Raw genomic sequence first — 22859 nt, 5'->3', positions numbered from 1 at the left:
ATCGGGCGCCGTGGCCACCACGCTGGTATCTGGCGCGGCCCTGTCGCAAATCTTGCCTCTGATCGACGCCAACGCCGCTTTTGGCGCGGTCATGGGTGCGGCCCTGGTGGCAAGCACCAAGAAGGACCTGACCGCCTGGAAGCGCTTCGCCTCGTTCCTGGTGTCTGGTCTGTGCGGCTATGGCGGCGCGGGCGAGATCGTGGCCCGCGAGCTGGCCAAGGAAACTTTTTTGCCTGCCCTGGTTGGCGCCGTCGTTATCGTGCCACTGGCGTTGAAGCTGCTGGCCAAGGCGCCTGACTTTGACCTGAGCGCCATTTCTCGCGCCTTTGGGGAAAAGAAATGACCGACCTTCACCCTACCCCCACCCTGTCCGCTATCGCCGTTGCCTGCGCGGTTCTGTACGCCCTGACGGCCGGGCGCTTTCTCTGGTATCGGCCTAACGGCGCCCGCCACCGCCGCGCTCTGTCCTGCCTGGCGAGCGCGCTGATCGCGGCCTTGTTCTGCCGCGCCGTCGAAATCCTGCTGCTGCGCTCGCCCGCCAGCGCCTCGGAGATGGTCATCGCGTGCCTGCTATGCGCGTGCGCCTGGCGCGTTCGCGGCAACATCGCGGCGCTCGCCAGGGGGGATTCCGATGTCTGACATTTTGCGCAAGGGTGACATCGGCCAGGCCGTGGCCGACCTGCAGACCGATTTGCGCCGCGCCGGCTATGCCGTGGAGCGCACCGCGATCTATGACGATGCCACGCGCGACGCGGTGGCCGCGCTACAGGTCGCCACCGGCCTGGTTGTGGATGGCGCCTATGGTCCGAAGAGCCGCGCCGCGCTGGCGAACTTCGACATTTCCCGCCTGATGCGCGAATCCGACCTCATCGCAGCCGCTGAGCGCCTGGGCGTGCCGCTTGCCAGCATCAAGGCTGTCAATGAGGTGGAATCACGCGGGCGCGGCTTTCTGGCCGATGGTCGGCCGGTCATCCTGTATGAGCGTCACGTCTTCTGGAAGCAACTGATTGCGCACGGTGTGGACCCCGCCAAGTACGCCGACCGTGCATCCATCCTGAGCCGTCAGCGCGGCGGCTACGCCGGCGGCGCGGCCGAGTATGTCCGCCTGGCCAGCGCCATGCAGATTCACGCACCGGCCGCCCAGGAGTCTGCAAGCTGGGGCGCGTTCCAGGTCATGGGTTATCACTGGAAGGCGCTGGGCTTCGCGGATATCGAGTCTTTCGTTGCGACACAGCACCGCAGCGAGGGCGACCAGCTCGCCACCTTCACCGCCTTTGTGCTTGCGGACCCTGCGCTACACCGTGCGCTCAAGGCCAGGAAGTGGTCGCAGTTTGCGCGCTTGTACAACGGGCCGGCCTACGCCGAGAACTTCTATGACACTAAGCTGGCACGGGCCTATGCGCGCTTCGCCGGCGAAGCGCAAGAGGTGGCGGCATGAGCGCCATCATTCGCATGCTCGCGCCCTATGCCATTTCTCTGGTGCTGGCTGCGCTTCTGTGGCTCCAACACGGCCAGATTTCGAGCCAGGCCGTTGCGCTTAAGGCGTACGGCGAAATCATCAAGGGGCAAGCCAGCGAATTGGCGAGCCTGGCCGAGCGAGTGAAGGGCCAGCGCCTAGACCTGGTGCAGCTGGAGCGCACGCAAGAGGACTTTCGCAACGCGCTGGATCAGCGCACGTTCGACTTCGAGAAGCTGAAAAATGAAAATCCGGAAATTCGTAGCTGGGCTGATACTTTGCTGCCTGATCCTGTTGCAAGGCTGCGCGAGCGCCCCGCCCTCACCGGGTCCGCGGCTTACGCTGAACACCTGCGCACCCGTGACGCCGTGCAGCCTGCCAGCGGCGGCGCCACGCACGGCCGGCGACCTGAATCTGCAGATTGACCGCGTTGAGGCCGCCTGGGCGATCTGCGCGGCCAAGGTGGACAGCATCATCAAGTGCCAAAGCGAGGCCGACAATGCGCAAGGCGACTGAACTGCGGGAATATCTGACCAGGCACAACCGCTTTCTGAGCGAGAACCCGGACCGGCTGCATGTTTTTGTGGAACAAGGCAACATTCATTGCACGGCAACGCGCAGCCTGTCGCACGAATACCGCTTCACCCTCACCATCGTGGTGACGGACTACGCCGGGCCTCCCGATGCGCTCATGCTGCCCCTGCTGGCCTGGATTCGGATCAAGCAGCCCGATCTTCTGGCCAACCCGACACGCCGCGAGAATGCCATCAGCTTCGACGTGGAGCTGCTGAATCACGACGCGGCAGACGTGGAAATCAAGATTCCCCTCACCGAGCAAGTGATTGTGCGCCAGGCGCCAGACGGCACGGGCATGGTCGCCACTCACGAGGATGAGCCGATCGACCCGGATATGCCGCTCGACGCGGAGGAAGTCACCGTATCGCTGCCGGGCTTCGACCCGGTGACGATCAGCATTCCGGCCTGGCCTCACCCGTATGAGTGACGACTTTAGCGACGTGCAGGCCTGGGCGGCCGCCTTAATGGCCCAGCTCCGCCCGGCGGAACGCCGCCGCGTAAACCGTGCTGTCGCGGTGGAGCTGCGGCGCAGCGAAGGCCAGCGCATCGCCGCGCAGCAGAACCCGGATGGCACGCCATACGCACCCCGGCGGGCCAAAAAGAACCTGCGGGGCAAGGCCGGAGCCATTCGCCGCCGGATGTTCACGCGCCTGCGCACCGCGCGCTATCTGCGCGTGCAGGCGACGGACACCGAGGCGATTGTTGGCTACAGCGGCGCAACCGCGCGCTTGGCCCTCGTCCACCAGGAAGGGCGCAGCGACCGGCCCGCACCTGGACAAAAGCCTGTGCGCTATCCGCGCCGCAAGCTGCTGGGCTTCACGCAGCAAGAGCGCGACGCGGTTCTAGATACGCTGGCGCGGCACCTGGCTGGCCACGGGCTGTAGAACGGCCAAACACAAGGCGCGCCCCGTGCGCGCGCGAGGCCGCGCCGGCAACATGGCCGGTATGAATGACGCCGCCGAACTCTTTCGCCTCATCTCCAATTTGATCCGCATCGGTACGGTCTTCGCCGTCGACTTGAAGACCCGGCCCGCCAAGGTCCGCGTGACCTCCGGAGACCTACAAAGCAACTGGCTGCCGTGGCTGGAGCTGCGAGCGGGCACGACACGCACCTGGAACCCGCCCACCTTGGGCGAGCAGGTCATTGTCCTGTGCCCTGACGGCGACCCCGCCGGCGGCGTGGTCCTCGCGGGCCTGAATTCCGAGGCCATCCCCGCGCCTTCGGACAGCCAAGCCGAACACGTCACCGACTACCCGGACGGCGCGCGCATCACCTACGACCACCAGGCCGGCAAGCTCACCGCCGTGGGCATCACGTCCGCGTTTGTTCAAGCCAGTGAATCGGCCATCGTCCAATGCCCGGAAATCACGCTGGATGGCAATGTGACCGTCACAGGCTTGCTGACGTACCAGGCCGGCATGGCGGGCAAGAACGGCAAGGGGAACGCCACCACCATCGAGGGCAACATCACCCACATTGAGGGTGATCTTTCTTCAAATGGGGTCGTCCTGCATACGCATCGGCACCGCACACAAGGCCTGGATGCGCTCACTACGGAGCCAACACAATGAGCTACCTAGGCATGAATGCGGCCACCGGCCTGCGCATCACCGGCCGGGACCACCTGGCGCAGTCCATCAGCAAGGTTCTGCAAACGCCCCTTGCCACCCGCGTGCGGCGCCGAGCATTTGGCGCGAAGGCCGCCGACATGATCGACACGCCGGCCAACGGCGCGGCCATCCTGCAGCTGTACGCCGTGGCGGCCACGGCGCTCATGCTGTGGGAGCCGCGCTTGCGCGTGCGCTCGATGTCTGCCGAGGTGGACGCCGAGCGACCCGGCCGCATTGTGCTGAACCTGCAGGGCGAAGCCGACACGGGCGACCGCATTGAATCCGTGTCTATCACCACGACCTTGAGCGCCTGATATGGCAAGCCCCAACACCATTGACCTTTCCCAGCTTCCCGCGCCCGATGTGGTGGAGGCGCTCGACTACGAGCAAATCCTTGAAACCCGCAAGGCCCGCTACCTGGCGCTTTTCGCGCAAGAGGACCGCGACGCCGTGGCCAAGGCGCTGGCGCTCGAATCGGAGCCGCTGGTTATCGTGCTGCAGGAGAACGCGGAGCGCGAGGTAATCTTGCGCCAGCGCGTGAATGACGCCGCCCGCAGCGTCTTGTTGGCTTTCGCCAAACGTGGCGATCTGGAACACATTGCAGGTGAATACGGGGTATCCCGTCAGCTCATTCAGCCGGCAAACCCCGATGCCGTCCCGCCCGTCGATGCGGTGTATGAAAGCGATGACGAGCTGCGCGAGCGCGCACAGATGGCCTGGGAAGGACTATCCACGGCAGGCCCGCGCGACGGGTACGTTTTTCACGCTTTGAGCGCAGATGGCCAGGTTGCCGATGCCACCGCCACCAGCCCCGCGCCCTGCGACGTGCTGGTATGCGTGCTTGCGCGCGCCGGCGACGGCACGGCGGACGCCGAGCTGCTGGCCAAGGTCCGAGCGCAGCTCAACGACGAAGACATCCGCCCGATGGGCGACCGCGTGACCGTGCAATCGTCGCAAATCGTCCCCTACCGCGTGCGTGCCGTCCTGCACATGAAGGGCGAAGGACCAGGCCGAACGGTGGCCCTTGAAGCCGCACGCGCGGCCTGCGCGGCCTACGTGAATCGTGCCAGGCGCGCCGGCGTGTCTGTGTGGCGCTCCGCGCTCACCGCTTCGCTGCATGTCGAAGGCGTGGACCATTTGCAGCTGCTGGAGCCGGCGGACGATCTGCTGCTGACCGCGACCCAGGCGGCCACGTGCACGGGAATAGAACTGTCCATCGCGGCAGAGGGTTGATATGGCGGAAAAGCCCACCTTGCTACCGCCCGCGTCCACGCCCGTAGAGCGCAAGCTTGCCCAGGTCGGCGCTGACATCGAGGCCGTGCCGCTGCCGATTCGCACCATGCGGCGCGCGGCGTCCGCGCCCGCCGCGCTGCTGCCGTGGCTGGCCTGGGAGCGATCGGTTGATCGCTGGGACGATACCTGGTCCGTTGCCGCCAAGCGCAAAGCCCTGGCGAACTCGTTCCGCATCCACCAAATCAAGGGAACCATCGGCGCGCTGCGCCGCGTGGTGGAGCCGCTGGGGTATCTGCTGGAGGTGACCGAATGGCACCAGATGGCGCCCGAGGGCACACGCGGTACGTTCCGCCTCACCATCGGCGTACTCGATGGCGGGATATCCGAACAGATGTATTACGAGCTGGGCCGGCTCATCGACGGCACGAAGCGCCTAAGCCAGCATCTCGTCGGCCTGGCCATCGCGGTCGAAGTCCGCGCCCCAGTGAATTACGGCGTTGCGTCGTATGACGGCGACGTGATGACCGTCTACCCCTACCAACCCCAACCCGTGGAAATTCAGGCCGGCGTATCTACCGGCGTGGCCACGCACATCATCGACATTCTCACGGTGTATCCATGACAGCTTTTTTCGGAATTCTGACCAAGATAGGCGAGGCCAAAGAGGCCAGGGCCAAGGCCCTGGGCCTGCCCGTGGTCATCGCAGAAATGGAAGTTGGCGACGGCGGCAGCGACTCGCCGCCAGCGCCGGACCGAGAACAGACCGCCGTCGTCGGCACCAAGCGCCGCGCACCTATCAATCGGTCATTCGTCGACCCCAGTAATGAGTCCTGGCTCGTCATCGAGCAGGTCATCCCCGAGCAGGTCGGCGGATGGTGGATTCGCCAGCTTGGCCTGCGTGATGCGGATGGCGATCTGGTGGCCGTGGCAAATTGCCCGCCCACCTACAAGCCACTGCTTGCCGAAGGATCGGCGCGCACACAGGTTGTGCGTATGGTGCTGCAGGTTTCGAGCGCGGCAAACTTCGAGCTGAAGATTGATCCGTCCGTGGTGCTGGCTACGCGCCAGTACGTGGATGACGGGCTGCTGCAGAAGCTCGACAAGGATGGCACCGCCGTTGCGGCCGCCAAGCTGGCTACCGCGCGAACCCTGGCCCTCACGGGCGACGGTACGGCCTCTTTGTCCTTCGATGGGACCAAAGACGTTTCCGGTGCGCTGACGCTGGCCGCATCCGGCGTGACTGCAGGAAGCTACGGCGGCGCCTCTACGATTGCCACATTCACCGTCGACGCTAAAGGGCGTCTGATTGCCGCCGGGACTGTCGCGGTCGGCAACGCGGCGACAGCCACTAAGCTGGCTGCGTCCCGCTCCTTTTCGATTACGGGCGGCGCCACGGCGGCGGCGGTGAACTTTGACGGCTCCGGCAACGTCATCCTCAACGTGACGGCTCTGGATGTCTCCAAGGCCACCCTTGGCATTCTGCCGGTCGCGCGGGGGGGTATGGGCTTGAACACCGTGCCCGCCGGATCGTTTCTGAGTGGCGACGGCGCAAATGCACTTGTGGCCAGGACGCCGGCACAAGTCTTAGCCGATATCGAGGCGCTTCCCAAGGCAGGCGGGAGTCTGAGCGGCCCCGTTCTCTTGGAGACCGGTGCAACGATTGGAGCGCATTACGGCGGCAACACTACCAGCGGACGCACCGCGCATGTCGTGCTGCCTGATGGCGGCGGGTATTCCGTTCACCTCGCGGCCGTCACGGGAGCCATGAAAATCACATTGCCGCCCGCAGCGGTGGGCGTCAACACCATGCTCCGCATGCGCGTGGACACCTTCGAGTACCTGGACAGCAGTGCGCCTGTGTCTTTGCTGATCCACGGGTATGCGCAAAGTTCGAGGACCTGGAGCCGGTGCGGTGCTACCGTGATCGGCGGTTCACCAGCAGCGGATATCCCTATCCGGTTCGGCTCCGACGCGGCCGGTAATCTTTGCATCTGGATTGGCGATACCAACAAGGTCTGGTCCTATCCGTCTGTCACTGTGGCCGAGGTGATGGCGAAGTACAACGCCACCGGGGCCACCGTCCAAGGCTGGGGGACCGGTTGGAAAGTGGAGCCGGTCACCGCGTTTGAGACAGTCGCGCAGACCCTTGCCAGCGACAACCTGGCGTTCGCCCGGTCGGACCTGGCGCGCGTGGCCGGACTGCAAGATGCCCTCAATCTCAAGGCAAACACCGCCACGGCCATGACCGCAGGCAACGGCCTGACGGGAGGCGGCACACTCGCGGCAGCGCGCACCTTCACCCTCGGAACGCCCTCTACCCTTACGGGCGCCACCAGCAATGCGGTGACCGCCACCAGCCACACTCACGCACTGGATACGGCGGATGTTGCTGATGCCTTGGAGGGCACGTCCAAGACCAAGCTCATCACCCCGGAAACGCTCGCGGCCGCCGTCCCGAAGTTCGCGCCGCACGGCATTCAGGTTATTTCCTCTTCTGGAAATTGGACCGTCCCTGATGGCGTGTACTGGATATCCGCGCAGGCCTGGGGCGGTGGCGGCGGCGGGGGCGGCATCGGGTCCACCGGAGGTATCGGCGGTGGCGGCGGTGGCGGTGGCGGTTACGCGCGCGGAAAATTTCCCGTCACGCCTGGTCAGGTCATCTCCTGCACCATCGGCGCGGCGGGGGGCGCGGGCGGTGGAGGCGGTGCTGGCGGAAATGGCGGAACCACGACATTTGGCGCGTTCCTTACCGCCGTGGGCGGCGCCGGCGGACGTCCTAACGACACAGGCAACGGCGGCGCCGGCGGCGGTGCTACGGGCGGCGCCTTCGTGACGAGTGGCGGCTCGGGCTCTGCGGCAAGTACGGCGGCCGGTGGCGCTGGCGGCTCGGCTTCCTTTGGTGGCGCGGGCGGCGGCGCCGGCGTGGGCGCGTCGGGCAGCGGCAGCGCGCCCGGAGGCGGTGGAGCCGGCCGGGGCCCGTCGTCCGCCGGCTCCGGCGCAGCTGGCGCGCCGGGTCTCATCATGATCGAGTTTTAAGGGGTAATAGCATGGAAGACAAAAGCAGCAGCGTCGAATCTGTGTATGCACTGGTTGCGGATGGCGTCGTGACCAATACCATCGTTTGGGACGGCGACAGCACCGCGTGGCGCCCGACCGCCGGTCTGGTGGCTGTTCGGGTAAGCGAGCCTGACCAGGCCGTGTCTATCGGATGGCATTACGACGGCACGCGATTCATCCAACCGGAGGAACCGGCCGAAAGCTGATTCCGGCCGGCAATCTATTGCCTGGCGCTTGTACGTGCGCCAGCCACAAAGCGCGCCCCGTGCGCGCGCGAGGCCAAGCCCCCAGAATTTGAGCGATCCCCCGCATGAAGCAGAGCGGGAATGGCTCAACCTTCTGAGGGCTTTTTTATGGCGCTTGACCAATACCATCACGGCGTGCGCGTTGTCGAAGTCGACGGCGGCACGCGCCCCATCCGCACCGTTTCCACCGCCGTTGTGGGCCTTGTGGCCACGGCCGACGACGCGGACGCAGCGGCCTTTCCTCTGAATACGCCGGTCCTGGCCACCAACATGGCTACCGCCGCCGGCAAGGCCGGCACCAAAGGCACGCTCGCGCGCTCGCTGGAGGCCATCGCCTCGCAGACCAACCCGGTTGCCGTCATCGTGCGCGTGGCACAAGGCGAGACCGAGGCCGAGACCACCTCCAATGTCATCGGCGGCGTAGATTCCAATGGCCGATACACCGGCATGAAAGCATTGCTGGCCGCGCAAAATTCCGGCCCCAAGGTCAAGCCGCGCATCATCGGCATTCCCGGCCTGGAAAGCACCGCCACCATCGCGGCGCTGGCCGAGACGGCGCAGAAGCTGCGCGGCTTCGCTTACGCCAGCGTCACCGGCTGCAACACCATCGAAGAGGCGGCTGCATTCCGTGAAGGCTTTGGCCAACGCGAATTGATGCTGATCTGGCCGGACTTCCTGGGCTGGGACTCGCGCACCAATGCCGAGGGCATCATCACCGCATCGGCCGCCGCGCTGGGCCTGCGCGCGAAGCTGGATAAGGAAGTCGGCTGGCACAAGGTGCTGTCCAACGTCGCAGTCAACGGCGTCACGGGAATCAGCAAGGACATCTTCTGGGACCTGCAGGACCCCGCGACCGATGCCGGCTATCTCAACGAGAAGGACATCACCACGCTGGTGAACCGCGATGGGTTCCGCTTCTGGGGAAGCCGCACTTGCGCTGGCCCGGAAAGCCTGTACCCCTTCGAGAACTACACCCGCACCGCGCAAATCCTGGCCGACACGATGGCCGAGGCGCACATGTGGGCCGTCGATGCGCCCATGCATCCGTCGTTGGTCAAGGACATCCTGGAAAGCATTAATGCCAAGTTCCGGCAGCTCAAATCCCTGGGCTACATCATCGACGGCCGCGCCTGGTACGACGAAGAGCCGAACACCAAGGAATCCTTGAAGAGCGGCAAGCTGATCCTCGATTACGACTACACGCCCGTGCCGCCGCTGGAAGACCTGGGATTCCGTCAACGCATCACCGACCAATACCTGATGGACTTCGCGCAGCGCGTCGGCACCTAACCCCCACGGCCGGCGCCGTGCGCGCCGGTCTACCTAAATTCCTGGAGCCAAAGAAATGGGATTGCCCAGCAAGCTCAAGAACATGAACGTCTACAACGACGGCACCAGTTACGCCGGTGTCGCCACATCCGTGACGCCGCCCAAGCTCACGCGCAAGATGGAGGCCTTTCGCGGTGGCGGCCTGGGTGGAGCTGTGAAGGCTGACTTCGGCCTGGACGATGACGCGCTCAAGGTCGAATGGGCGTGCGGCGGATATCTCACGCAAACGCTCAAGCAGTACGGCGCGGTCGATGTCGCCGGCGTGCAGCTGCGGTTCGCAGCGGCCTATCAGCGTGACGACACCAATGAAGTCATGAGCGTAGAGATCATCGTCCGCGGCCGCCATTCGGAGATTGATCGGGGCGAGCTCAAGGTTGGCGAAGACACCGAAATGAAGATGGTCACCGAATGCGTCTACTACAAGGAAGTCGTTGACGGCGAAACCATCTTTGAGATCGACGTCATCAACATGATCCACATGGTTGGCAACGTCGACACCATGCAGGCCATCCGCACCGCAATCGGCCTGTAACCCCTCAACACCTATTCGGAAACATCATGACCGACACCAGCACCAGCAGCACCGAGCCGAACGCCATCAATCAACCGGCCGCAGTCATCGACACGGACAACGTGAAATCCGTGGACCTGGACGAGCCCATCAAGCGCAGCAGTGGCGAAATCAAACGCCTGCTTATCCGAAAGCCCAACGCCGGCGCGCTGCGCGGCGTCACCCTCATGGCGCTGGTGCAGGTCGATGTCCAGGCCCTGCGTACCGTGCTGCCGCGCGTGTGCGATCCCATCCTGACGCCGGCCGAGATCAACGATCTGGACCCGGCCGACCTGCTGAACACGGGGGCAACGCTGGCCAGTTTTTTTATGAGCAAGGCGGAGCGGCTGGCTATCCAAACTCCGTAGAAGACGCCATGGCGGATATCGCCATGGTCTTTCACTGGCCGCCGGCCGCCATGAACACGATGGACCTGGCCGAGCTGGCCGACTGGCGCGAGCGCGCGCGTGTACGCTACCAACCCGAGACGTAAACGATGGACAAGGCGCTACAGTTGCGCGTCATCGCGGCCCTGCAGGACAAGCTGTCTGGACCGCTGCAGAAGATAAGGACCACGGCCGGTACGTCCGCGCAAGGCGTTGCCGACCTGCGCGGCAAACTCAAGCAGCTCACGGCCGCGCAGCGCGAGGTCGGCCAGTTCCGCGAGCTGGCGCGCGGCCTGCAGTCCACCCGCGCCGAGCTGGCCACCGCGCAGCAGCGCGTAACCGCGCTTGCGCAGCAGATGCAGGCGACCACCACCCCCACCCGCGCCATGACGCGGGAATTCAATCAGGCGGTGCGATCCGCGCAGCTGCTGAAAGACCGCCACGGGCAGCAGTCCATCGAGCTGCAGCGCTTGCGTGACGGCCTAAGCCGCGCAGGCGTTTCCAGCTCAAGCCTGGCGCGCGACGAGCGCAACCTACGCCAACAGATTGACCAGACTTCCCAAGCGCTCATGCGCCAGACGCAAAAGCTGCAGGCGGCGGCCGCCCAGCAACAGAAACTGACGGCGGCCAAGGAGAAGTACAGCGCGGGCAAGGCCACCGCCGGCGCGATGGCCGGGGCAGGCGCGGGCGCGCTGGCCACGGGCGGGGCGGCGCTCTACGCCGAGTCACGATTCATTCGGCCCGGCGTGGAGTTCGACGCCAAGATGAGCAAGGTTCAGGCGCTATCCCGCCAGGACAAGGCGAGCCCCGAGATGAAGGCGCTTCGGGATCAGGCCCGCCAGCTAGGTGCAAGCACGATGTTTTCGGCGACCCAGGCCGCCGATGCGCAGGGCTTTCTTGCCATGGCCGGTTTCAACGCCAAGGCAATCCTCGACGCCATGCCGGGCATGTTGTCGCTCGCCAAGGCGGGCGATACCGACCTTGCGCAAACAGCCGATATCGGGTCCAACATCCTGACCGGCTTTCAGCTACCCGCCGACCAGATGAGCCGCGTGGGCGATGTGCTGACGGGCGCGTTTACGCGGTCCAACACCAGCCTTTATATGCTGGGCGAAACGATGAAGTACGTGGCGCCGGTGGCGGCCGGCGTCGGGGCTGACATCGAGACCGTGGCGGCCATGGCCGGCAAGCTGGGCGACGCCGGCATACAGGGGAGCATGGGCGGCACGGCGCTGCGCTCAATCCTGGGACGCCTCGCTGCCCCGCCCAAGGCCGCCGCCGATGCGCTCGATGGGCTGGGCATTAGCACGAAGGACGCCGCCGGCAACCTGCGAGAGGTTCCGGCCATCTTGGAAGAGCTGCACAAGAAGACGGCCAAGATGGGCAACGCTGAGCGCTCCGGGATTTTCAAGGCCATCGCCGGCGAAGAAGCTTTCAGCGGCCTGCAGGTGCTGGTCGGCCAGGCCGGCACGGGCGACCTGCAGAAGTTCGTCACCACCCTGAAAGAGCAGACCACGGGCGAAGCCGACAAGACCGCTGGCACGATGGCCAACAACCTGGTTGGCGATCTGGACGAGCTTTCCAGCGCCTGGGAAGACGTGGGCATCCAGGTTGAAGAGCTGCACGATGGGAGCCTACGAAAGCTGGTTCGCGGCCTGGCTGGCGTGGTCGGCAGTGTGGGCGAATGGATGAAAGCCAACCCGAAGATGGCCAGCGCGCTCACGATGGGCGCGGCCGCCGTCGCCGCATTGGTTGCTGCCTTCGGTGCCCTAACACTGGCGCTAGCGGCCGTCCTCGGGCCGTTCGTGATGGTGCGCTTTGGCCTATCCATGCTGGGCATCCAGGGCGGCAGCTTGCTGGGTGTGCTGTTCAACCTGGCCAGAGGGGGCTTCGGGGTGCTGGGCGGCGCCATCATGTCCGTGGGCAAGCTGCTGATGGCCAACCCCATCGCGCTCGCGGTCGCGGCAATCGCGGGCGCCGCGTACTTGATCTACAAACATTGGGGAACGATCAGCGCGTTTTTTTCCGATCTGTGGGCGAAAGTGAAGACCGCCTTCGGCTCTGCGCTCGCCCTGCTGCGCTCGATGCTCACCGCGCTCGATCCCCGGCCGCTGCTGTCCGCCGCCTGGGCAGGCCTGGCATCGTTCTTTACGGGGCTGTGGGGCCAGGTGTCTGCGGTCTTTGGCACGGCCCTGGCGGGGCTGCGCGCCGCACTGGCTGGCCTGAACCCCATGCCGATCTTGACGGCCGCGTGGACGGTTTTATCCGGCTTTTTCTCGGGCTTGTGGGGCCAGGTCAGGACCACATTCGATACGGCTTTGGCCGGGTTGCGCCTGGCCCTCGCCGCCCTTGACCCTATTTCGATTCTGACTACTGCCTGGACCGGGCTTACAACGTTCTTCACCGGCATTTGGGAATCCGTCAAAACCGCGTTCGATGGCGGCCTGGCTGGGATCGGCGCGCTTCTGGTGAATTGGTCTCCGCTGGGCCTGCTGTACAAGGCAATCACGGGCGCCCTGAGCGCCCTGGGCGTCGAGCTGCCCGGCAGCTTTACGGAATTCGGCTCCATGCTCATCAAGGGCCTTATCAACGGCATCACCAGCATGGGCGGCGCGTTGAAAGAATCCATTTCCAACATCGGTAGCGGCATCGTGGGCTGGTTCAAGGAAAAGCTAGGCATCCGTTCGCCCAGCCGCGTGTTTGCCGAGATGGGCGGCTTTGTTTCCGAGGGGGCCGCGGTCGGCATCGAAGACCGCCAGCCGGCCGCCGTAAAGGCCGCCCAGGCGCTCGCGGCGTCCGTGGCAATAGGTGGGGCCATGTTGCCGGCAGCGGCAGCCCTGCCGCCTCCTGCTGCGCTGGCGCCCGTTCCGGCTGCGGTCGTGGCGTCGTCTGCAGCGCAAGCACCCGTCTCCGCGCTGGCGAACGAAGGCGGCGCCCTGGCCAGGATCGACAACAGCCCCGCCATGGCGCCGGCGACGGCGGGCGCGCGGTCCATCACCGTGCAGGGCGACACCATCACCATTCAAATCAACGGCGCCGGTGCCGGCGCCAACGACATCGCCCGAGCGGTAGAGGACGCCTTGCGCCGCCGCGATAGCGACAAGGCCGCGCGCCTGCGCTCTGCCTACCACGACAACGAATAGGAGATCGCCACCATGATGATGGCCCTAGGCATGTTCATTTTCGGCCTGCCCACGGCCGCCTACCAGACGCTCAAGCGGCAAACGGAATGGCGGCACCCCTCGAACTCCCGGATGGGAGCCGGACCCGCATACCAATTCGTGGGCAAGGGCGAAGACACCTTCACGCTGGGAGGAACGATCATCCCCCAGCTCTTCGGCACTACCAGCAGTCTGCGGCTGCTGCGCCGCATGGGAGACACCGGAAAGGCGTATGTCATGGTGGACGGGATCGGCACCGTTCACGGCGCATTCGTCATCACAGGCCTGGATGACGAAAGCTCGATGTTGATGGTCAACGGCTTGCCGCAGAAGGTCGACTTCACGCTTACGCTCAAATGCGTGGACGATTCGCAAGCGCGGCCGCTGCTGGATGACCTGCAGATACCCATCGACAAAATGGATGGCTCGATCTTGGGCTGGGGACTGTGATGGCGCTGCAATCGACCGCCAGCCAGGCAGGCCCGCGCGCCGAGCATCCCGCGCCGCAGTGGCGTGTCATCGTGGACGGCAAGGATATGACCGCCAGGGTTGCGCCGCGCCTCATGAGCTTGTCGATTACGGAATGCCGATCCGACCAGGCCGACCAGTTGGACCTGGTGCTAGACGACGCTGATGGACGCCTGGAGCTTCCCCGGCGTGGCGTTTCTGTGCGCGTCTACCTGGGGTGGAACGGTCCGCGCGGCCTGGTCGACAAAGGCACGTTTGAAGTCGACGAGGTGGAGTTCTCCGGCCCGCCCGACACTATCACCCTGCGGGCGCGCAGCGCGGACATGGGAAACGCCTTGCGCACGCGCGCCACGCGCAGCTTTCACCAGACCACCATCCGGGCCATCGTTCAGACCGTGGCCGAGGCTCACGCCCTCGCGCCCGTGGTGGGCCAGTTCGGCGAGACGAAGATTGCGCATATCGACCAGACCGACGAATCGGACTTGGCATTTCTCAACCGCATCGGCAAGCGTTACGACGCGGTGGCGACGATCAAAGAGGGCAGGCTACTGTTTCTGCCGGTGGGCAAGGGCGACACCGCCAGCGGCAAGGAAATGCCCACCATCGAATTGACGCGACGCGACGGTGACCGCATCCGGTATCACGTCGCCGACCGCGATTCTTACACTGGCGTGCGCGCGTCATGGCAGGACAAGGGAAAGGCCACGCGGCGGCACGTCCTTGCTGGCGTTATCGGCAATGCCAAGCGCCTGCGCCAGTTATATGCCAGCGAAGAGGACGCGCTTGAAGCTGCCCGCGCCGAATGGGCACGACTGCAGCGAGGCATGGCGACACTGCATTTTGATTTGGCCTATGGCCGGCCAGAGCTGTCGCCGCAAACGAAGGTGCGGTTTGCCGGACTCAAGGAACCCATGGGATCCACTGTCTGGTTGCTATCGCGCGTCACGCACAAGCTGGACGATGGCGGTCTGACCACCAGTGGAGAGGGCGAAACCATCGACTCTTTCCAGAAAGGCGAAGACGCGGAAAGCGACAACGACAACGACAACGACAACGACGACCAACCCTAACATTGAGTTGCTGTTAACGCATTTAGTTACGTGAAAGGGAAATTTTTTTCCCAGCGGCGTACGTGAATCACGTTGCCATCCCCCCGAACGAAAACCGGCTCGGGCTCTTCTTCAGGCGGCTGCTCGTCCTCGTTTTTTTTCCAGTCCAAAGCTATCGACAAAGCTGCGGACCATGACGTCTATACGCTTGCGTTCAGAGGCAGGCAATGAGTCAAACGCGGCGCGCGAAACTGAAAACGGCCAGTCATCAACCTGTTTCGTCACAGGCGGAGGGGCCCACGCTCGACCAGAAGCGTGCTGGGCGAGTCGATCAATTTGATTCTGCAACTGCTCGCTGAAATCCGAGACTCTGCACCGCAGCTGCTCAGCAAACAACACAGCGACTTCGGCGTTCAACGGAATCTTCCCATTCAGATACTGGCTCACACCGCTTTGATTCGCAAAGCCGAGTTGATCTGCGAGGACGGCTTGCGTCAGGCCCAACGCCTCTTTACGCGCGAGATAGATGTTCTTCAAGCGCGAAGCGTCCTGCAGCTGTTCGACGGAAAGAGGTTTGGCGGGCATATGGTCCACTTTATTACAACGACTAATAATTGACGAAACACTACGAATGTTGACATAATTTATTCGTCTTACTAATATTCATCGTCATGAACCCGATTCAACGCATCCGCCAGCGCCTGGGTATGACCCAGGTAGACCTTGCCAAAGCGCTTGGCAAGAGTCAGTCCAACATTTCGCACTATGAGCGCGGCCGCCAGAAAGTCCCGCCGGCGGTAGCACATGCGTTAGTAGCGGTGGCCAAAACAAAAGGCAAGCGCGTCACGCTCAGCCAAATCTATGGACCCACACCCAAAGCGAACAAATGAGTTCCAAACTCGGTATTAGCTGCCCTCACTGCGACACCTGGGCCACCGTCCGCACGAGCGAGGCGGTATCGGCCACCATGCGAATTGCCTATTTCCAATGCAAGAACATCGCGTGTGGTCACACCTGGAAAGCGCATATCGAAGTGGTCGCAACTATTTCCCCCTCGGCCATTCCCCGGCCCGGTATCAACCTGCCGATGTCGCCCCTCAGCGAAACGCTGCGCATGGCGGTTACGGCAATCTCTGACCCTCGACAAGCGAGCCTGCTATGAACTGCCCTGTCCCTGGCTTTGCCGCGCCTGACTTCTCGCGCGACTTCATTTCGGATCAAGCGATGGCATTCGTACGCCACGATATCGGCATGTCCCGTAAGCCGATCACTGCACACGGCATGCAAATGCTGACTGAACGCTGCACCGCCCACCTGCAGGCTCTCTGCAGTTGCTCCGCCGCCACGGCAGAGACGCATTCCGCCCAGGCCGTCGCTGAAGCCCTGCATGCCAGTCCCGTGACCATCGACACCGACCGCAGCACCACTTTTGCCCTATTTCTGCAGGTGCGCGGTCACCCCAAATCAGTGGTCATCACGACGGAAGAGCTGATGTGCTTCCTCATGCACCGCGCCCAGCTCTCCAGCAGCTAACACCCCTCTTTTCTCTCCCCCGTTTCGAGGTTTCAACGCCTTGCCATTCAGGTGAGGCAGGGACCACTTTTGCCTAAGGAATTCTTAGATGCCCGCGATACCAGTCCTGGCCCGTGTTGAGGCGCACATGAGCGATACGCAACTGATCGCCCTGTGCAAGCTGATGGAACAGTTGCTTGTGCAGCACTTCGAGCAAGGCGCCGCTGTATTCGTGATCGCCGCGGAAGGCGAGCAGGTCCTTGCCAATGACATGCGCGATGCCGCTTGCCAGGTTCACGCCGCTACCCGCCGCGCGATGCGCGAAAGGGACATGCTGGGGGCCGAATCATGAGCAACCTAAGTAAGAAATCCGCGATGGAGCTGCTTGCCAATATCCGCCGCGCCAAGATCACGGCGCAGACCATCGCCGGAATGGTCGGCGAGTGCGAAAGATTGAACATGCAGAACGCTGGCTTTCTAGGCGGCTTGGAGTCGGTACTGCGTCACTTCCTCCTTCAGCATGGCTGCAATGCCGAAGCGGCCGCACTGCGAAACGCCATGAACGACGAACCCACTGCCGAAGAACTGGCCCGCTACCGCCAGTTGTTCGGACCGAAGGGCGAACGATGAAAGCACCCGCCGTGACTCCCACCACTGCCCAGCTCGCCAAGGCCCACACGGCCGCCCGCCTGTCCGGTCCCCTAGATGTCGCCTTGCGCTCGCCGTTGCTGGCGCGCTGCTTGGCGCTCACTGCCGAGGCAATGGCCGCTCGCGTCCAATCCCGCGCCGATTCCCCTGCCCTTTCAACTGCTCCGCGCGTCATACGCAGCAGTAACCCGATTCAACCCAAGTCATCCTTTCATCCAGCCCCCCTGCGTCGTGACGTGAAGCGTGCCAGCGCGGGCGATACAGAAGACTGACATGCACACTTCCCAAATGATCCTAGGCCTTGCCTCAAAGCTCGTTGTCGACATCTTTGCTGGTGGCGGCGGCTGGTCAACGGCCTATGAGCAGGCCACCGGCCAGCACGTTCACATCGCCATCAACCACAACCCAGACGCCTTGAGTATGCACGAGGTGAACCACCCGCAAGCCCGGCACTACATCGCCGATGTGTGGGAAGTCTGCCCGCGCCAGGCTACCGATGGGATGCCGGTGGGCTGGCTGCACCTGTCGCCGGACTGCACCGACCACAGCCAAGCCAAAGGCGGGCAGCCGCGCCGCAAGAACATCCGCGCTCTGGCATGGGTAACCGTTCGCTGGGCCGGGACTGTCATGCCCGACATCATCAGCCTGGAGAATGTGGTTCAGATCCTGAAGTGGGGCCGGCTGATTGCAAAGCGAGATCCTGCCACGCGCCGCGTTGTGAAGCTGGATGGCACGGTTGCCGCTCCGGGCGAGCGCGTACCCGTCGAGCAGCAATACTTGCTCCCCGATCCCAAGCAACAGGGCAAGCACTGGCACCGCCTGGTGGCGATCCTGCGCGGCATGGGCTACATCGTCGAATGGCGTGAGCTGAATGCTGCCGACTACGGCGCCGGCACGACACGCACGCGCCTTTTCATGATGGCGCGCCGGGACGGCCTGCCGATCATCTGGCCGCAGGCCACGCACCACAAGAAGCCTTCCAAGGGTCAGCGCGGCTGGCGCCCGGCCGCTTACGGCATCGACTGGAGCATCGAGGGCAAGACGATCTTCGGCCGCAAGAAGCCGCTGGCGGATGCCACGATGCGCCGGATTTCGCGCGGCATGAAGCGGTACGTTCTGGATAGCGCAGATCCCTTCATCGTACCTATCGCCAACTGGAGCCGCGATGGATCGCATTCCGCGCGACAACCAATCAGCACCATCACGGCAAAGCCACGCGGCGGCGCACATGCTGTCGTGGCGCCCGCGCTGGTGCCTGCGACGCATCATGGCGCAGACCGCGTTTACGACCTGCGCGAGCCTGCCAAGACGATTACCGCCGCCCACCGCGGCGAGTTCATGCTGTCCGCACCCGTCCTGATTCAGGCCGGGTATGGCGAACGCGAAGGCCAGGCGCCCCGCACGCTCGATCTGCATCAGCCGCTGGGTACCGTCACTGCGGGCGGCATCAAGCACGCCATGGCGTCAGGTTTTATGGTGCAGGCAAACGGCGGCTACAACAGCACTCCCGCGCATGACCTGCGCCGGGCCGCGTCGACCATCACGAACAGCGGCAGTCAGCAGCAGCTGATCACGGCACATCTCACGACGCTGCGTCGGCATAGCTTCGGCACCGATGCCAGCGATCCCGTGGCAGGCATCGCGGCGCGCGGACAGCACCATGGTCTGGTTGCCGCGCACCTGACCGCGATGAGCCAGAACGTCATCGGATCGGACATGCGCGAGCCCGCGCAGACCGTCCTGGCGGGCGCTGCGCGCTTCGGCCTGGTGCAGTACGACCTGGCCCCCGAAGACGAGGCCGGCGCGCTCCAGGTCGCGGCATTCCTGATGCGCTACTACGGCGAGGGCGGCCAATGGGGCGACCTGCGAGAGCCTGCAAGCACCCTGACCACCCGCGACCGCCTGGCGCTCGTCACCGTCCACATCCAGGGCACGCCTTACGTGATCGTGGACATCCGCCTGCGCATGCTCACGCCGGCCGAACTGTACGACCTGCAGGGATTCCCGCGCGACTACATCATCACGCACGGTCATGACGGCCGCGTGTTCACGAAGTCCCAGCAGGTCCACATGGTCGGCAACAGTGTCAGCCCGCCGCCGGCGGTCGCGCTCATTGCCGCCAATGCGCCGAAGGAACTGCTCTTGAGGAAGGCGGCATGACGACGACCGTAGACATCAAGCTGAAACCCGAAGGGCTCTATGCGTGGTCCGAAATTGCCCCATTCGTCGGCGTCGGCCGCGAAACATGGCGGCGCTACGTCCTGGCCAGGACAGCGCCGCAGCCCGTACGCCTTGGCACCCGTTGCACACGCTACAGGGGCGGCGACGTGCTGGCCTGGATCAAAGAGCCCGCGACGTACCGCGTACCCGAAACAGAAGTGAACTGATATGCAGGCATCGAACAACACCAGCAACCCGGCCCTGCGCGCGTGGTTCTCTCGACTCAAGAACGATATCGACCTGCACGACCTGGCCGACCGCCTGGGCCTGCGCCGCCACGGCGCAAAGGGCAACTACCACAGCCCCCACCACGACGACAAAAGCGCATCGCTGAGTATCTTCGACGGCGGCCGTGGATGGAAAGACTGGTCCGACGAGGGCAAAGGCGGTAGCTGCATTGATCTCGTCCAATACTGCATGCCGGAAGCCGCTCATAGCCCCATGGAGGCGGCCAAACTCCTGGGGCAATGGTTCGGCATGCCCCCGCCAGAAAAAGCGGCTGTGGAGCGCGCGGTGCCCGAACGAAAGAGCATGGTTGACCACATTGCCGACAAGAGCTTGGCCAACGCGGCCGCAGCACGCGATTACCTGAAGGGGCGTGCGATATCGGAAGCGGTGATAGAAAAGGCAATCCGCAACCGCATGCTCGGATGGAACGACTGGAAAAGCCCCACTGTTAAAGCCGGCACCCCCGGCCACGGGGGGCCTGCGGCCGCATTCATCGTGCGTGACGAGCGCACAAACGGCGTTGTCGCCGTAGACCTCCGCTACCAAGATGCGGCCCTCAATGGCGACGTGAAGACGCAGTGCCAGGGCGAAAAGCAAGGACACTACTGGTGCAGCTCGATGCGCGAGCTGCGCCAAGCCCATACCGTCTACGTGGTGGAAAGCCCCATTAACGCGCTCTCCGTCGAAACGTGTGGCTTGCCGGCGGGCACCGCCGTCATGGCCATTCGGGGCACCGGCAACGTCCAGCACATCGACTGGACGTTTCTGCGTGGCAAGCGCGTCATCATCGCGCTGGACCATAACGACAAGGTCAACCCGCGCACTAACCTCCGCCCCGGCCTTGCGGCGGCGTGGGCACTGTCGGAAATTCTCACCGCCATGGACATCGGCTCCATGATGGTGGACATGCTCGATTGGGAGGAAGGCCGGGACATCAACGATGTCCTGCAGGCCGACGGTCCGGACATCCTGCTGCGCCTGCTCAAGGTACTGGAACCGTGGCTGATCCCGGGCATGCCGGGCGCCGGCGAGCGCCAGGACGGCGCGCGCCGCGTGTTCCTGCCTGGCCATGACTTCGGCGTGTACTGGCGCTATCGGGTGAAGGACGACTTCACGCAGTACGTCGAAAAGTGGAAGGATGACGCCGATGACGACGGCGATAAAAGCAGGTCCGAAACCATGGGCGACCTCTGCTCTTTCCGCGTGGCGGGCTTTTCTCGCCTGCGCATTCAAAGCCATCTCGCCACCATCAACGGCGGGGCAGATTCTCAGCCCGACACCGTCTTCGGTGTCAGTGCCCAGGTTGCACGCCATGGCAACGTGCTGCAGCGCGAAGTCGTGAACGATGACCGGCTCTACAACCTCGAATGGTGGAAAGGCAAGTTCGGCCACATCTGGAAGCCTGCCGAATTCGCCCGCATGGTCAACATCCTGGAACGCACAGCGAATCTGGGCGCGCGCGACGTAGTGAACTTTGTCGGCCTGGCCTGGCGCGACGGCGAGCTGGCTGCCCTGGAAGGGGCGGACTGCTATTTCACCGAGCCTCAGAAACAATGCCTGTACTACAACATGACATTTCCGCGCGGCCACCAGAGCGACGCCGCCCGCGTCATCCAGGCCTATCAATCCACGTTCCAGGGCAACGCGGCCGCCATCGGCGTCGTCTGGGCCTTGGGCGCACACCTGAAGGCGGTGCTGGGCTTCTATCCGCACATGCAGATGCAGGCCGAGAAAGGTTCAGGCAAGTCGAAGCTGTTGGAGTCTATGCAGGCGTCACTCGCGTTCCAGGTGCTCTCTGGGCAGATGCTCAAGACTGACCACCGCCGGCGGGCCAGCGTCTCCTACACCACGCAACCGGTGGGCTGGGACGAGTTCTCCAAGCTGCCAAAACAAGTGCTGTCCGACATCGACGGCCTGCTGCAGTCAACCTACCGATTCGAGTTCACGCGCGTGGGCGCATCGCTGACGCCGTACCTTATGTGTGCGCCGGTGCTGCTCGCCGGCGAAGAGGTGGACGTTGAAAGCCTGCAATCTAAGATTTGCCGCACGTCGCTGGCCGTAGCCAAGCAAGGCCCGATGCTGCCGCACGACTTGCCCCAGTTCCCTGTGTGGGACTGGCTGCGCTTCATCGCTGGCCAGCCGCCGGCCGTAATCCGCGAGCTGCACGCCAAGTACTTCGCCATGTGCCAGAAGCGCGGCCGCGCGGATCCACGCGACGCAACAGCCAACCGCATGAAGGAAAACTATGCGGCCATCCTGACGGCGTGGGAGCTGCTGGCCAAGTTCGCCGGCATCGACGTTGACCAGGGGGGCTTTATTGAGGACCTGCTCACGGAAATGAACGTTCATATCTCCGACACCAATGGCACGCGCCTGCCCTGGGTGTGGATCATGGAAATTCTGCTGTCGGAACTGGAAGCCAAGCGCTACGAGTACCCATACGCCTGGGATAACGTAAAGACCGACGCCGGCACCGAAACCATCCTGTACCTGCGGCCGAACCACGTCATGGACCACCTATCCACATCGTCACACCTGCGCGCCAAGTTCGACGCGCTACCGGTCAAGACCGGCCGCATCTTCAAGCAGCAGCTCATGGCCTCGGGCGTCGTGGCCACCGCTGGCGGCAAACCGATCGACAACGCCGACAAGATCATCCGGGGCCAGCGAACCGCGCGCCTGACGGGCATCCGACTTTCCCAGCTCGAAGCTTTGGGCCTATATGCCACGCCCTTCTTTCCTGGTGAGTCCTTCGGCCCGCCGTAAGGCTCAACGGCACCACCGCCGCGCTACCGAGACAGCCCGCAGCCGCGGGCGTTTTCTTGCGGGAATAACCACACTGTCGTATCAACTATCCCCTGTGGAGGTCGTTGCGCCTACCTCGGCGGGCGAGCGGCGTCAAGAGGGCGGCGGCCGTCGCGCCGGGTCATTTTCGGTCTGGGGACAGGCACAGAAGATAAAATCACCGTGGATACACTTGATACAACTAACCTAAGTCGTTGATCGTGGAGCAGAATCCCTTGCTCACCACCCCTCAAAAGTCCCACGGTTTACCCTCCACAGTCCCACGGTTTCAACTTATCGACCGTGGGACCATTGCCCCCGCCTTCTTCCCTCTTTTCTTCTTTTT

General features: G+C 64.0%; 28 protein-coding genes and 1 pseudogene. 28 read left to right on the top strand and 1 reads right to left on the bottom strand.

From position 1 onward, the window contains the following. Window positions 1-10: 10 nt before the first annotated feature. The 20 genes and pseudogenes from ACZ50Q_RS09525 to ACZ50Q_RS09430 all read left to right on the top strand — a co-directional run bounded on the left by ACZ50Q_RS09525 (window position 11) and on the right by ACZ50Q_RS09430 (window position 15142). Complete coding sequence (locus tag ACZ50Q_RS09525) at window positions 11-343, top strand: putative holin (RefSeq protein WP_464081317.1); 333 nt, start codon at window positions 11-13, stop codon at window positions 341-343. Continuing rightward, the gene (locus ACZ50Q_RS09520) at window positions 340-639 is read left to right on the top strand and encodes a phage holin family protein (protein ID WP_464081316.1); all 300 of its coding nucleotides are present in this window, start codon (window positions 340-342) and stop codon (window positions 637-639) included. Before ACZ50Q_RS09525 ends, ACZ50Q_RS09520 begins: the two co-directional genes overlap by 4 nt. After that, on the top strand, window positions 632-1438 hold the full coding sequence (locus ACZ50Q_RS09515) for an N-acetylmuramidase domain-containing protein (protein ID WP_464081315.1): 807 nt from the start codon (window positions 632-634) through the stop codon (window positions 1436-1438). Before ACZ50Q_RS09520 ends, ACZ50Q_RS09515 begins: the two co-directional genes overlap by 8 nt. Further along, window positions 1435-1776: pseudogene (locus tag ACZ50Q_RS09510) on the top strand (hypothetical protein); the annotation flags it as partial. The gene ACZ50Q_RS09515 and the pseudogene ACZ50Q_RS09510, both read left to right, overlap by 4 nt. Further along, on the top strand, window positions 1700-1972 hold the full coding sequence (gene lysC, locus ACZ50Q_RS09505; protein WP_280001981.1) for an Rz1-like lysis system protein LysC: 273 nt from the start codon (window positions 1700-1702) through the stop codon (window positions 1970-1972). The pseudogene ACZ50Q_RS09510 and the gene lysC, both read left to right, overlap by 77 nt. Continuing rightward, window positions 1956-2459, top strand: a complete 504-nt coding sequence (locus ACZ50Q_RS09500; protein ID WP_464081314.1) for a phage tail protein — start codon at window positions 1956-1958, stop codon at window positions 2457-2459. The genes lysC and ACZ50Q_RS09500 overlap by 17 nt, the downstream gene beginning before the upstream one ends. Beyond that, window positions 2452-2916, top strand: a complete 465-nt coding sequence (locus tag ACZ50Q_RS09495) for a phage virion morphogenesis protein (RefSeq protein WP_464081313.1) — start codon at window positions 2452-2454, stop codon at window positions 2914-2916. The genes ACZ50Q_RS09500 and ACZ50Q_RS09495 overlap by 8 nt, the downstream gene beginning before the upstream one ends. A 61-nt stretch (window positions 2917-2977) precedes the next feature. Further along, window positions 2978-3604 (top strand): phage baseplate assembly protein V, encoded by a 627-nt coding sequence (locus ACZ50Q_RS09490; protein WP_464081312.1) that lies wholly within the window; start codon window positions 2978-2980, stop codon window positions 3602-3604. After that, window positions 3601-3957: a GPW/gp25 family protein gene (locus tag ACZ50Q_RS09485; protein WP_463094978.1), complete on the top strand. Its 357-nt coding sequence runs from the start codon at window positions 3601-3603 to the stop codon at window positions 3955-3957. The genes ACZ50Q_RS09490 and ACZ50Q_RS09485 overlap by 4 nt, the downstream gene beginning before the upstream one ends. Window position 3958: 1 nt before the next feature. After that, window positions 3959-4876 (top strand): baseplate J/gp47 family protein, encoded by a 918-nt coding sequence (locus ACZ50Q_RS09480; RefSeq protein ID WP_464081311.1) that lies wholly within the window; start codon window positions 3959-3961, stop codon window positions 4874-4876. Between the two features lie 19 nt (window positions 4877-4895). Further along, entirely contained in the window at window positions 4896-5498 is a 603-nt protein-coding gene (locus tag ACZ50Q_RS09475; RefSeq protein ID WP_464081310.1) for a phage tail protein I, read from the top strand. Further along, window positions 5495-7912 (top strand): phage tail protein, encoded by a 2418-nt coding sequence (locus ACZ50Q_RS09470; RefSeq protein ID WP_464081309.1) that lies wholly within the window; start codon window positions 5495-5497, stop codon window positions 7910-7912. Before ACZ50Q_RS09475 ends, ACZ50Q_RS09470 begins: the two co-directional genes overlap by 4 nt. A gap of 11 nt (window positions 7913-7923) precedes the next feature. Then, window positions 7924-8139, top strand: coding sequence for a hypothetical protein (locus tag ACZ50Q_RS09465; protein WP_464081308.1), 216 nt, complete (start codon window positions 7924-7926; stop codon window positions 8137-8139). Window positions 8140-8286: 147 nt separating this feature from the next. Then, the gene (locus ACZ50Q_RS09460) at window positions 8287-9468 is read left to right on the top strand and encodes a phage tail sheath protein (protein ID WP_464081974.1); all 1182 of its coding nucleotides are present in this window, start codon (window positions 8287-8289) and stop codon (window positions 9466-9468) included. 55 nt (window positions 9469-9523) lie between these two features. Then, the gene (locus ACZ50Q_RS09455) at window positions 9524-10039 is read left to right on the top strand and encodes a phage major tail tube protein (RefSeq protein ID WP_464081307.1); all 516 of its coding nucleotides are present in this window, start codon (window positions 9524-9526) and stop codon (window positions 10037-10039) included. Between the two features lie 26 nt (window positions 10040-10065). Then, a complete protein-coding gene (locus tag ACZ50Q_RS09450) occupies window positions 10066-10425 on the top strand; it encodes a phage tail assembly protein (RefSeq protein ID WP_464081306.1) in 360 nt (119 codons plus the stop codon). 8 nt (window positions 10426-10433) lie between these two features. Continuing rightward, window positions 10434-10550: a GpE family phage tail protein gene (locus ACZ50Q_RS09445; RefSeq protein ID WP_463094970.1), complete on the top strand. Its 117-nt coding sequence runs from the start codon at window positions 10434-10436 to the stop codon at window positions 10548-10550. 3 nt (window positions 10551-10553) lie between these two features. Further along, window positions 10554-13586, top strand: a complete 3033-nt coding sequence (locus tag ACZ50Q_RS09440; RefSeq protein WP_464081305.1) for a phage tail tape measure protein — start codon at window positions 10554-10556, stop codon at window positions 13584-13586. A 12-nt stretch (window positions 13587-13598) separates the two neighbouring features. Beyond that, window positions 13599-14054 carry a phage tail protein gene (locus tag ACZ50Q_RS09435; RefSeq protein ID WP_464081304.1) on the top strand — a complete coding sequence of 152 codons (456 nt, stop codon included), beginning with the start codon at window positions 13599-13601 and terminating at the stop codon, window positions 14052-14054. Then, window positions 14054-15142, top strand: coding sequence for a contractile injection system protein, VgrG/Pvc8 family (locus tag ACZ50Q_RS09430; RefSeq protein WP_464081303.1), 1089 nt, complete (start codon window positions 14054-14056; stop codon window positions 15140-15142). The genes ACZ50Q_RS09435 and ACZ50Q_RS09430 overlap by 1 nt, the downstream gene beginning before the upstream one ends. A gap of 111 nt (window positions 15143-15253) precedes the next feature. Here the strand turns inward: ACZ50Q_RS09430 and ACZ50Q_RS09425 are convergent, their stop codons facing one another. After that, the gene (locus ACZ50Q_RS09425; RefSeq protein WP_464081302.1) at window positions 15254-15706 is read right to left on the bottom strand and encodes a helix-turn-helix domain-containing protein; all 453 of its coding nucleotides are present in this window, start codon (window positions 15704-15706) and stop codon (window positions 15254-15256) included. A gap of 86 nt (window positions 15707-15792) precedes the next feature. On the opposite strand from ACZ50Q_RS09425, the gene ACZ50Q_RS09420 reads away from it, so the two are divergent. The 8 genes from ACZ50Q_RS09420 (at window position 15793) to ACZ50Q_RS09385 (ending at window position 22495) form a co-directional block, all read left to right on the top strand. Next, window positions 15793-16011, top strand: a complete 219-nt coding sequence (locus ACZ50Q_RS09420; protein ID WP_464081301.1) for a helix-turn-helix domain-containing protein — start codon at window positions 15793-15795, stop codon at window positions 16009-16011. Further along, entirely contained in the window at window positions 16008-16283 is a 276-nt protein-coding gene (locus tag ACZ50Q_RS09415; protein ID WP_464081300.1) for an Ogr/Delta-like zinc finger protein, read from the top strand. Before ACZ50Q_RS09420 ends, ACZ50Q_RS09415 begins: the two co-directional genes overlap by 4 nt. Beyond that, window positions 16280-16654, top strand: a complete 375-nt coding sequence (locus tag ACZ50Q_RS09410) for a hypothetical protein (RefSeq protein WP_464081299.1) — start codon at window positions 16280-16282, stop codon at window positions 16652-16654. The genes ACZ50Q_RS09415 and ACZ50Q_RS09410 overlap by 4 nt, the downstream gene beginning before the upstream one ends. A 127-nt stretch (window positions 16655-16781) precedes the next feature. Then, entirely contained in the window at window positions 16782-16985 is a 204-nt protein-coding gene (locus ACZ50Q_RS09405) for a hypothetical protein (protein ID WP_464081298.1), read from the top strand. Further along, entirely contained in the window at window positions 16982-17263 is a 282-nt protein-coding gene (locus ACZ50Q_RS09400) for a hypothetical protein (RefSeq protein ID WP_464081297.1), read from the top strand. The genes ACZ50Q_RS09405 and ACZ50Q_RS09400 overlap by 4 nt, the downstream gene beginning before the upstream one ends. Before the next feature lie 291 nt (window positions 17264-17554). Continuing rightward, window positions 17555-19441 (top strand): DNA cytosine methyltransferase, encoded by a 1887-nt coding sequence (locus ACZ50Q_RS09395; RefSeq protein ID WP_464081296.1) that lies wholly within the window; start codon window positions 17555-17557, stop codon window positions 19439-19441. After that, window positions 19438-19668: a helix-turn-helix transcriptional regulator gene (locus ACZ50Q_RS09390; protein WP_464081295.1), complete on the top strand. Its 231-nt coding sequence runs from the start codon at window positions 19438-19440 to the stop codon at window positions 19666-19668. Before ACZ50Q_RS09395 ends, ACZ50Q_RS09390 begins: the two co-directional genes overlap by 4 nt. 1 nt (window position 19669) lies before the next feature. Then, entirely contained in the window at window positions 19670-22495 is a 2826-nt protein-coding gene (locus ACZ50Q_RS09385) for a toprim domain-containing protein (protein ID WP_464081294.1), read from the top strand. Window positions 22496-22859 lie beyond the last annotated feature (364 nt).

The sequence above is a fragment of the Achromobacter sp. T5-5 genome (assembly GCF_055397965.1).
The sequence above is the reverse complement of the archived record's forward strand: the minus strand, read 5'-3'. Positions and strand labels throughout refer to the sequence as shown.